Consider the following 10583-nt stretch of genomic DNA (forward strand, 5'->3'; position numbering starts at 1 on the left):
TCTAGTGAATCATGCGTTTGGCGTTGATATTGCCGGATTTTAGATCATCGGCAAATTTTGCCATTGCTTCGGCCGGAATTTCGTCGGTGTGTTGCGAGACGACTTGTTCGACTTGGGCCAGCATGGTGTCGGATTCACTATGGTCACTGTCGCCACGCAACAGCAGGATGAGGCGATCCGCCAGCTTGGACAGGGTGGGGCTCTCGTTCAGGGCCATGACGGGCAGGCGGATGCCGAAACGGCTTTCCAGGGCGACGACGAGCTCGACACCCATCAGCGAGTCCAGGCCCATGTCGTAGACGGAGACGTCCGGGTTGATCTTGTCGCCGGGCACGCGCAGGATCTCGCTGACTTCGTTGCGCAACATGTCGACAAAGACGGGATGCAGGGCCTCGTCGTCCAGGGTGGCGAGCAGGTGGGCGATGTCGCCGGTGTCACCGTCGTCGTCGCCGTTGTCGCTGCTGCGGCGGGCCAGGAGACTGAATTTGGGCGTGGCGGCGGTGGGCAGAAAACGCCGTAAGGCGCGCCAATCCAGTTCCAGTACGCCCAGGCCGCTGACGTCGGCGAGCAGCATGTCTTCGAGCGCCTGCAGGGCGGCCTCGGAGGCGAGTGCGGCGCCGCCCATGCGGCTTTGCAGGGCATCCTTGATTTTTTTGTTGCGGGCAAGGAAACCGACATCGTCGATCGCGCCCCAGCGCGCGCAGGTCGCAGTCAGGCCCTGAGCGCGGCGACGGCGCGCCAGGCCCTCGAGCCACATGTTGGCAGCGACGTAATTAGCCTGGCCAGGGTTGCCGAATAGGGTGGTGCCGGACGAATACATGATGAAGAAGTCCAGCACCTGGCCTTGGGCCTGGGTCGCGGCGTCCAGGTTCGAGGCGCCCAGGACTTTGGGCGCCAGGACGCGTTGGATCTGCTCGGCGGTGGCGCTGCGGATCAGGCCGTCCTCGATGACCATGGCGGCGTGCACGATACCTTTGAGAGGCGGCATCGTGTCGTGGATGTGTTGCAAGAGGGTGTTGACGGCCTGGCTGTCGGTGACATCGCAGGCGGTGGCGTGCACGGTGACGCCGCGTGCCTCGAGTTCGGCGATGGCCTGTTGCGCGGGTTCGGCGGTCGGGCCGCTGCGGCTGACCAGGACCAGATGGCGCGCGCCCTTGTCGGCGAGCCATTGCGCGGTGCGCAGGCCAAAGCCGCTCAGGCCACCGGTGACGAGATAGGTGGCTTGTTCGGGCAGGGTCAGGGGCGTGGGTGTCGCGGTGACGTGACGCACGGCTTGCGTATGACGAATGCCATTGCGATACGTGATGACGATTTTGCCGATCTGGCGTGCCTGCTGCATGAAGCGGAAGGCATCGATGATGTCGTTGGCGTCGAATTCCTGATACGGCAGGGGACGCAGTACGCCTTGTTCGAACAACGCCATCATTTCACCGAACAGGCGGCGGGTGAGGGTGGGGCGTTCGCGCATGAGCTGATCTGCATCAATACCAAAATAGCTGATGTTGTTGCGGAACGGGCGCAGGCCGATGCGGGTGTTTTCGTAGAAGTCGCGTTTGCCGAGTTCGAGGAATCGCCCAAAGGGCTTCAACACGCGCAGGTTGCGGTTGATGGCTTCGCCGGCGAGCGAGTTCAGCACGATGTCCACGCCCTGGCCATGGGTGTCGGCGAGGATTTCGTCGGCGTAGGCGAGCGAGCGCGAGTCGTAGATGTGTTGTACGCCTAGCAGGCGCAGGAAGTCGCGCTTTTCGTCGGAGCCGGCGGTGGCGTAGATGTCGGCGCCACGCGATTGCGCGAATTGAATCGCGGCAATACCCACGCCGCCCGCGGCGCCGTGGATCAGCACTTTTTCGCCTTCTTCGAGTTGCGCGAGATGATGCAACGCGTAGTACACGGTGAAGAAGGTGCTGGGGATGGTCGCGGCGGCTTCGAAGGAAATGTCGTTCGGGATGTGCGCGATCGCGTTTGATTGGGTCAGCACGCGGTTCGAGAAGCTGGCCGGTCCAAAGCCGACGACGGCGTCACCGGGTTGGTAGTCGCCCGCGGCGCTCGTACCCACGCGCAGCACGGTGCCGGCGAATTCCAGACCCAGGGTGGGGCCGGAGAAGCCGTTTTCGATGGCTTCGTCGGACAACAGGCCCAGGGCGTACATGACGTCGCGGAAGTTCAGGCCGGTCGCGTGGACCTCGACTTCGAGTTCGTCGTCGGCGAGTTCATTGGCGGGGCCACGTTCCCAACGCAGGTTGCGCAACTGGCCCGGGAATTCAAAGCCCAGGCTGATGTGGTCGGCGCTGTGCTCGGGCGCCTGGACGCTGACGGGACGTGGCTGGATGTGCAGGCGTGGCGCGTAGCGCTCGCCTCGTGCGGTGAGTGCGGCCTCTTGTTCGGCATCGGGCCAACGCAGTTCGCGTTCCAGGGCGTCGAGCACGGGGTCGCTGAAGTCAGTGTTGGGCAGATCGAGCAGGCGCACGCCAAACTGGGCGGCCTCGTTCATCAGGGTGCGGCCGTAGCCCCACAACGCGGTGTCGTTCAGGCTAAAGGGCTCGGCATCCGGGGTGGCCAGGTGCTGGGCGGCGCCGATGGTCAACAGCCACAAGGTGGCCTTGCTGCTGTGATGTTCCAGGGTCTGGGCGGCCGCGGCGGTCAGGGCGCAACGGCGCACCTGGGTTTGCAGGGCGGCGTCGTTGGTCTGGGCGGCGGGCGCTTGGGCCAAGCCATCGAGATGGATGATGCCATCCAGTTTGGCCAGATGTTGCTTGGCCTGGGCGTACACCGCTTCAAAGTCGGCGGGATCCGCGTCGTACTGGATCAGTGTGCGATGACCGGCGGCGTTCAGACGAGTGGACACGGCCTGCGCCAGGACGCGATCGGCGTTTTGCGAGCCGGCCAAGAGCAGCCAGCCCGGTGGGATGGCCTGTGCGTCAACGGGCGAATGGGTCGCCCGGGTGGCGGTGTTCGCGGTGGCGTTGACGGCGCCGTTCTTGGCTCCGTTTGCCGAGGCATTGACGGCTGCATGAGGGGTGGCGTTGACTGTCGTGACGCTCGCGGCGATATTCGCGGCGGCGTTGGCTTGCGCGGCCTGCACCGCCCGCGTGGTGGCGAGCGTCGAGGCGGGTGCGGCGGCAACGGCGCTGAGCAGGTACGGACCGGTGAGGCTGTTGGGGACGAATTCCTGGATGGGGCCGCAGGTGCAGCCCTGTTGGGTCAGCAGGTCTTGCCATGTGCGAGCGGAATACTGGCTCGACGCTCGCGGATTTTCGCCGTCGGCCGGGATCCACCAGTTGGGGTTGCCACCGGCGACAAAGTCCAGCCAGGCCACGGGATGGTGGCCGAGCAACAGTAGCGTGCCACCTGTTTTCAGGTGGGCGCGGGCATATTCCAGCGCGCGCAACGTGTCATCGGGACTGTCGGCGTCGGCGTGCAGGATGATCAGATCATGGTCGGCGAGGTCGGTCTCGTCGCCAATCAGGCCGTGCGAGGCGTCGGGATGGCTGTCCAGCAGGCGTTGGGCGTGTTCCAGCGCCTGCGGCTGCGTCGAGACGTAGCGGTAGTCGGCCAGATCGAAGTCTAGTGCGGTGCAGCAGTGCACGGCAAAGGCCGGCGAATGCGCGCTGATTTCCAGAACGCTCAATCGCGACCCGGCGGGCAACGCCGCCTGGGCTTGCGTCAGCAGGGTCTGCAGTGTGGCGCCCATGCGTTCGCGCGCTTCGGTACCCAAAATCTGGCGGGTCAGCGCGCTGGCGGATGCGTCGTCGGGGCAGATGGCATCCAGTGTGGTTTGACCCTGCAACAGCGGACCCAGATGCAAGCCGACGCGGCCCACCGCGTGCACGACGTGGGCGTAGTCCGGGTATTCGCGCAGGAGGCTATTCCAGATATCGATGACATCCGCGCCGTCGTCTTGGGCGTTGATGGTCCAGCCCGACGGGGCGCGTTCCAGCAGGCCCGAATCGGTCGCGCGCGCCAGCAGGTGATCCAGCAGCGCGGCGGACTCGGGCGAGGCCTGGCGGCAGCGCTCGGCGACGTCGTCGTACAGGTGATTGGTGTTGGGGGCCAGTGTGCCCAGCGCACGGATGAAGAAGTGATCGCACAGGCTATCGAGCAAGGGCTCGATTTCGTGGGCGTAGCGCGTGTGGGTCTCGTCCTGGGCGGCACGCGCGGCCATCGCGGCCCACGTGTCGGCGGCCGTGGCGGCATCCAGCGTGCTTTGATGGCTGCGCGGATCTTGGGCGTGCGGGCGGGGTACGCCCGCGTCGTCGACAAAGTCCAACGCATCGGCGGCCGTCTTGGACAGGCGAATGCTCTTGAAGCGGGCCTCGCGCACGGCGGCGATTTGTTCGCCCTCGGCGTTGTAAAGCGTGAACTCGGCGGTCAGGGAATGCGGCGCGCGGCGCAACAGGCGCGCGCGCACGTAGCGCGGCGTGNCGCCATCGGCGCGTAGCGCCAGGCGGCCAACCTTGGCGGGCACAAAGGCCACACCCCGATCAAAGGAGGGGTCATCGTGCAGCAGTTGGATGATCAACTGAAAGGAGCAGTCGAGCAACGCTGGATGCAGGTGGCTGCTGGACAACTGGTCTTGCAGGATCTGTGCGGGCTGCAACACGGCGAGCACGGATTCGTCGGACTCTTTCCAGCCGTGCTGGATAGCGCGGAAGGCCTCGCCGTAGTCCAGGCCGACTGCACGCGTCATGAGAGCATGGCTCTCAGTCGTAAAGTCGTACGGGCGATCCGGGCACTGTACCGGCGTGCTGGTCAGCAGGGCCGCGCTGGCTTCGCGCAGGACGCGGGTGGAGGCATGCAGGGTCCAGGGTTCCGTACTGCCCACGTCTTTGGCCTGGATACGCAAGCCGCCATCGGCGGTGTCCAGCGTGACGCGCACGCGCTTGGAGGGCGATGCCCCCAACAGCAGGGGTGAGCGGATTTCGAGTTCTTCGATTTCGGCCCAGGCGCCCGGTTGCCATTGCAGGGCGGCGGCCAGGGCGATCTCGACGAAACCGGTGCCAGGAAAGACGACGGCCTCGCCGACCACGTGATCGGCGAGCCACGGGCGGAGTTTGGTGTCGAGTTGGCTTTCCCACATGCCTTCGTGTTGGCGCAACGGGTAGCCCAACAGGGGATGCACGTTAGTGCGTTGCAACTGGCCCAGCGACTCGGGCGACATGGGATGCCAGTAACGTTCGCGCTGCCACGGATAGGCCGGCATGGCGATGTGACGTCCCACCCAGGGAAAGAGATCCTGCCAGTCAGTCTGCGCGCCACTGAGCAGGGCCTGGCCGGCCGCGTCGTGGATACGCGCGGGGTCATCATTGCCACGGCTGGCCGTCAACAGCACCACGCCCTTGCGTTCGGCGGCGTTGAGACTGTCGTTGACGTACGAACGCAGCACCGGATGCGGGCCGACCTCGATGAAAACGTTATTGCCTTGCGACACCAGCGTGTCGACGGCCTGATGAAAACGCACGGGTTCGCGGACGTTGCGCCACCAGTAATCGGCGTTCAGTAGCGTGCCGTCGAGCGGCTTGCCGTCGACCGAGGACAGGAACGGGATCTGGCAAGGCTGCGAGACCACGTTGGCCAGGGCTTGCTGCAGGTCGGCCTGAATCGGGTCCATGGCCGCACTGTGAAAGGCGTAGTCCAGGTCCAGACGTTTGTAGAACTCGCGTCGCTCGGCCAGTACGGCCTCGACGGTGGCCATGGCGGCCGGATCGCCCGCCAGTGTCGCGCCGCGCACGCTGTTGTAGCCCGCGACGCATACCGCGTCGGTGACCTGTAGCTCGGTCAGCAAGGCCTGTGCGGTAGCACCGTCGATGCCGACCGCGGTCATGCAGCCGCGGCCCTTGGTGGTGCCTTGCAGGCGGCTGCGATGGAAAATCACTTGGACGGCGTCGGCCATCGTCAGTGCGCCACTGGCCCAGGCTGCGGCGACTTCGCCCACGCTATGGCCAATCACCGACGTGGGGTGGATGCCGCGTTGCGCCAGCATCCGCGTGACGCCGACTTGTAGCGCAAAGAGGGCGGGTTGCGCGACCTCGGTGCGTTCGTATTGTTTGGCACTGTCGGTGCGCGCCAGCTCGTCGCCCAGGCTATAGCCTGCCAGCGGCGCGAACAAGGTATCGATCTCGTGGACGGCCTCGGCAAACACGGGGTCCGCCAGCAACTGACGGCCCATGCCATCCCATTGCGAGCCATTGCCCGAATACACAAAGACCGGGCCTTGCGCGTCGGCAACCGCGCTACCCGACGCCACGCTATAACGCGGCGCGTCGCCCTCGGCGAATTGGGCCAGGGCCTGCGCCACGTGTTCGCTGTCGGTGCCGTACACCACGGCACGCTCGGCGTGCCATTCACGGCGCATCGCCGCATGGTAGGCGACGTCATACAAGGCGCGAGCGGGCTGGCTTTGCAGCACGTCGGCCATGCTGCGCGCGGCGGCCTTCAGGGCCTCGGGCGTCTTGCCGGAAACGATCACCGGTACCGCCGCCGTATTGGCCAGCTTGTTGGCCGGGTCGTTGGACTTTACCGGCGGGCTTTGCAGAATCACGTGCGCATTCGCGCCACCAAAGCCGAACGAATTCACGCCGATTGTCAGCGTGCCCTTGCGGCGCAAGGGCGTGTTTTGCGTCGCGACCGAGATGTTCCAGTCGTCGAACTCGATTGCCGGATTCAGCGTCTGGATGCCGATCGTGGCGGGCACCATGCGATGCTGCAGGCTGTACACGGCCTTGACCAAACCCGCCACGCCAGACGCGGCCTCGAGGTGACCCATGTTGCTTTTGACCGAGCCGATGGTCAGCGGATTATCCGCGCCACGTGGCTGACCCAGCGCTGCGCCGATCGCGCGCGTTTCGATCGGGTCGCCAACCGCCGTACCCGTGCCGTGGGCCTCTAGATAATCAATGTCCGACACCGGAATGCCGGCGCGCTCGTACACCTGCTGCATCAACGAAATCTGCGCATTGGCATTCGGGACGGTCAGCCCCGACTTGCGCCCGTCCGTATTGACGGCACTGCCCGCAATCACGGCCAGAATATGATTGCCGTCGGCGACCGCCAGATCGTAATCCTTCAGCAAAAACAGGCCGCCGCCCTCGGAACGCACATAACCATCGCCCGACGCGTCAAAGACCTTGCAGCGCCCACCGGGCGACAGCATCGATGCCTTGGAAAACGTAATAAACCCATAGGGATGCAGGTGCAGGCTGACGCCCCCCGCAATCGCATGCGTCGTCTCACCCGTGACAATCGCGCGGCACGCCTGGTGAAATGCCACCAGCGCCGACGAGCACGCGGTATCCACCGCCATGCTCGGGCCATGCAAGTCAAACAGATAAGACAGCCGGTTCGCCGCAATGCTCGACGTATTGCCGGTCGCCATCGAGGCGTCAACGGCACTCATGTCATCCGACATGCGATACGAATAATCAGCGCTCGCGATACCGATATACACGCCACAATCACTGCCGCGCAGACTCGACGGCTTGACCCCGGCGTTCTCGATCGCCTCCCAGCAGAGCTCCAGCAATAGACGCTGCTGCGGATCCATCAACGACGCTTCGCGCGGTGAAATACCAAAAAACTGCGCATCAAAACCCGACACGTCCCCAATCGACCCGGCCGCAAACGTGTATGCGGTGCCTGGGTGATCTTTCGCGGGATGCAGGTAGGCGTCTTGCTGCCAACGATTGGCTTCGACCTCCGTAACGAGGTCACGTCCGGCCATCAGGTCGTTCCAATATTGCTCAGTATCCGTTTGCGGAAACCGGAACGAGAGCCCTACGACGGCAACACGCTTTGCCATAAATGAATTCCTTCGAACAACTACTCTTGAGAGTTTTTTGGTCTTGTATTGTTATTAGCTACGCATACGAGCCGGTCAGACAACCACCACGCTCGCAGATCACATCGGTTAACACTGACTTAGCAATAAGGCATTAGTACCTGCGCCAAAAAAAGAGGCTCAGTCATTAGAAAGGGCTACCCGTAGAGTTCGAATTGGCAAATTTTACTGTTTATATGGCGTTTGTAAGCTTTCCGCGTGCCGGCCGGCAAAACGCAGATACAAACCGCCCCTAATATCCATCGTTCCGCACACAAAAATCTCAAATCTCCTACAAAAGAAAGCCTCAACCTAAGCGGAGTATCCTGGCAATAGAGGCTATATTATTAAGTAAATGAAAGTTTTATAACAAAAGTTAATATTTCAGTGCTGAAACGCCTCTTTCTGAAGTATTTTGTATCTTGATGTCGTTTTTTCGCGAAGCTCAGAAAATAATTGTCAAGACCCTTATTTCCTAAGCAAAACCACCGTGAAAAGCCCCCAAAACCCCACAGATCGCCGATAGAAGACTGCAAAACGCCCCAAAATCGTCACCCTAATCGGCCGCGCATTCCGTTTTTGATACCAATCAATCGGCAGCGTTACTTCTGAGTTACGCAAAGGAAGTCAGCCTGCGGCCTTTTTAACCCTCGGTGATTGAGGCATCAGCAATGGCACAAGCAAAGCACGGGCAACCGGCATGGGCTAGCTAGCGGTGCAGGCCGCCAGACAAAGGCACAAACCGCTAATTGACGCGGTCTGTGCCTCGTGCGACATCACTTATAGGCCGTCTTGCTGCCGTCCTTGTGCCAGGTAAAGACCTCGAACTCAAAGTCCGTCAGATCGCCTTGCTTGTTCCACGCCGTCTTGCCGATCGGCGTATCGAAGGTATTGGCATGCAGATACGCCGCCACCTTGGTCGGATCCGTGCTGCCCGATCCCTTGATCGCATCCGCGATTACCTGCGTTGCCGCATAGGCCGTCATCTGGAACGCGCCGCTGGCATTACGCTTTTTAGCCTCGAAGGCCTTGACGATGTCGGCGTTCGCCGGATTCTTCGTAAAGTCCGCCGGCAGCGTCAACAGCATTCCCTCGGCAGCCGGGCCCGCAATCGCATTAATGTCCGGATTGCCCACACCCTCGGGACCCATGAACTTCGCTTTCACGCCTTGTTCGGACGCTTGACGCAGCAACAAGCCCATCTCCGGGTGATAACCGCCGTAATACACAAAATCCACGTTATTCGACTTCAGCTTGGTAATCACCGCCGAGTAATCGCTATCGCCCGCATTGATCCCCTCAAAAATCGCGACCTTCGTCCCGGCCTTTTCGAGATCATTTTTCACCGCTGTCGCGATACCCTGGCCATACGACTGCTTGTCGTGCAGCACGGCTACCGTCTTGGGCTTGATCTTGTCCAGAATGAACTTCGCCGCCGCGGGACCCTGCTGATCATCACGACCAATCGTGCGGAAAATAAACTCGTAGTCCTTGCCATCCGTCACGGCGGGGGCCGTCGCCGAAGGCGTCACCATCACCACGCCTTCATTGTTGTAGACATCCGCCGCCGCAATCGTCGCGCCCGAACACACGTGCCCGACCACAAACCCGATCTCATCATTGACCACGCGGTTCGCCGCGACAGGACCTTGCTTGGGCTCGCACCCATCATCAATCACCACCGCCTCGAGCTTTTTGCCATCAACACCGCCCGCGGCATTGATCACCTCGATCGCCGTATCCACACCCTCGCGGACCATCGCGCCATACTGCGTCACAGGGCCTGTCGTCGGCCCCACCACGCCAATCTTGATGCTTTGCGCCTGCACACCCGCCGACACGGCCAAACCCGCCGCCAAACTCAGTGCAGCCAGCACAGGGCTAAGACGAAATGCTTGCTTCATAGCCGATCTCCTTAACGTTCGATTTCGTTATCCAGGCAGGGTAGACCGTCCACGCGACACGCGCGCGACAAGATCCAGACCCCACACAGTGCACGCCAAGCATACCCGAAAGGTACCCCGGAAAAACCCGTGCTCCATCCCGAGAAACCCTCAGATCAGACGGATTCCCATATACCTATACCGATATATACAAAAGAGAATTAGTTCGTTTACCTTCATAAAGCAGCGCGGCATCATATCTGCCATGAGATTCCAACCGATCCTCGTCCCGGGCTGGAAAAATTCCGCCCCCGGTCACTGGCAAGCCCGCTGGGCCGAATGCGTGCCACACGCCCAAACCGTACAGCAGCCCGACTGGGATAACCCCGACCCCGCGATCTGGCACGCCACCGTTGCCGCCCACGTAGACCGAGCCGCTTGCCCGGTCCTCCTCATCGCCCACAGTCTCGGCTGCCTGTCCTGCGTCAGCCTGCCCGTCCCGCTACGCGCCAAAATCGCGGGCGCACTCTTGGTCGCTCCCGCCGATGTAGAGCGCCACAGCGCCCCCGATTGCCTGCAAGCATTCGGCCCCGTCCCACTGCACTCACTCTCATTTCAATCCGTCGTCGTCGCCAGCGACAACGACCCGTACTGCAGGCTGGAACGTGCAGCGCAGTTCGCAGACGCCTGGGGAAGCCGCCTGGAAATCATCCCCAACGCCGGCCACATCAACGCCGACAGCGGCTTTGGAGACTGGCCCCAAGGACTAAAAATCCTGACCGCCCTGCGGCGCAGAGCCATCTGGCGCGTCACAGCGCCATTACCGAGAGTGTCTCCAGTACAGGAGTCGGTTGTGTTGCCTTGAGGGGGAGGGGGGGCTTGCTGGC

General features: G+C 62.5%; 3 protein-coding genes and 1 pseudogene. 1 reads left to right on the forward strand and 3 read right to left on the reverse strand.

Annotated features, from left to right (window positions below; all coding sequences use genetic code 11):
* Position 1: 1 nt before the first annotated feature.
* The 3 genes and pseudogenes from ACNAZS_RS22975 to ACNAZS_RS22985 form a co-directional block, all read right to left on the reverse strand.
* The coding region (locus ACNAZS_RS22975) for an SDR family NAD(P)-dependent oxidoreductase (RefSeq protein WP_415792843.1) at positions 2-4421 on the reverse strand (4420 nt) is incomplete at its 5' end.
* A 1-nt stretch (position 4422) separates the two neighbouring features.
* Positions 4423-7795 (reverse strand): annotated as a pseudogene (locus ACNAZS_RS22980) (type I polyketide synthase); the annotation flags it as partial.
* A gap of 794 nt (positions 7796-8589) precedes the next feature.
* Complete coding sequence (locus tag ACNAZS_RS22985; protein WP_415792844.1) at positions 8590-9717, reverse strand: branched-chain amino acid ABC transporter substrate-binding protein; 1128 nt, start codon at positions 9715-9717, stop codon at positions 8590-8592.
* A gap of 244 nt (positions 9718-9961) precedes the next feature.
* On the opposite strand from ACNAZS_RS22985, the gene ACNAZS_RS22990 reads away from it, so the two are divergent.
* Entirely contained in the window at positions 9962-10561 is a 600-nt protein-coding gene (locus tag ACNAZS_RS22990; RefSeq protein ID WP_415792845.1) for an RBBP9/YdeN family alpha/beta hydrolase, read from the forward strand.
* Positions 10562-10583 lie beyond the last annotated feature (22 nt).

Origin of the sequence: Bordetella tumulicola, from assembly GCF_965138755.1 — a bacterium.
GTDB lineage: Bacteria > Pseudomonadota > Gammaproteobacteria > Burkholderiales > Burkholderiaceae_B > Bordetella_A > Bordetella_A tumulicola.